The sequence below is a fragment of the Halomonas cibimaris genome (assembly GCF_039537045.1).
GTDB classification, from domain to species: domain Bacteria; phylum Pseudomonadota; class Gammaproteobacteria; order Pseudomonadales; family Halomonadaceae; genus Vreelandella; species Vreelandella cibimaris.
Window position 1 is genome coordinate 1 of the sequence record NZ_BAAAZT010000033.1, and the last position, 617, is coordinate 617.

Genomic DNA, 617 nt, shown 5'->3' on the forward strand with positions numbered 1-617 from the left:
GAATATTTTGGATCAGGCACTTAAATATGCTCCGGGCCCACTTCATCAGGGCCGGTGCCTACATCCTGCTTGGGCTGCAGCCAGGGCATACCGGTCGCCACTTTATAGACCATGGTCATCGTCATGCCGAAAAGACTAGTCATAAAGGCCGTCTGTAGCCCGCCCAGCAGTAGACTGATGCTGTCGTCGATATTATCGGGATCAAAATGCAACAGCCCGATCACGATACCCACAAAGGTACCTAACATCCCCAAGGATGTCAGAAGGTTAGGCGTGTAATGCGTTAGGCTGCGCAGCCAGTCCTTTATATAGCAGACAATGGCTGAGAAAAATAAAACGAGAATCAATAAAAAGAAAACGCCAGTCACATTGCTCGCATCGGTATTGCGCAGCCATGTTTCCAGCAATTCGGGTAACTCCAAAAATATACCCATATGTGAACTTCCTTTGTTGCGTGCTTCGGTTATATATGGACCTACCGATATATTGAATCAGCCCGGTAGGAAAAAAGCATTGTAACTATTTAGCTCATGCTGCCTGATCCAGCTCGTCCTCTCGCATGAAGGCAGGCACCTCACCGGCAAACAGTTGCTCCAGCGCCGTGTGCGCCGCCAGGC

General features: G+C 49.6%; 1 protein-coding gene. It reads right to left on the bottom strand.

The window, feature by feature from the left end:
* Window positions 1–20: 20 nt before the first annotated feature.
* The gene (locus tag ABD654_RS05600; protein WP_344703113.1) at window positions 21–434 is read right to left on the bottom strand and encodes a hypothetical protein; all 414 of its coding nucleotides are present in this window, start codon (window positions 432–434) and stop codon (window positions 21–23) included.
* Between the last annotated feature and the right edge of the window lie 183 nt (window positions 435–617).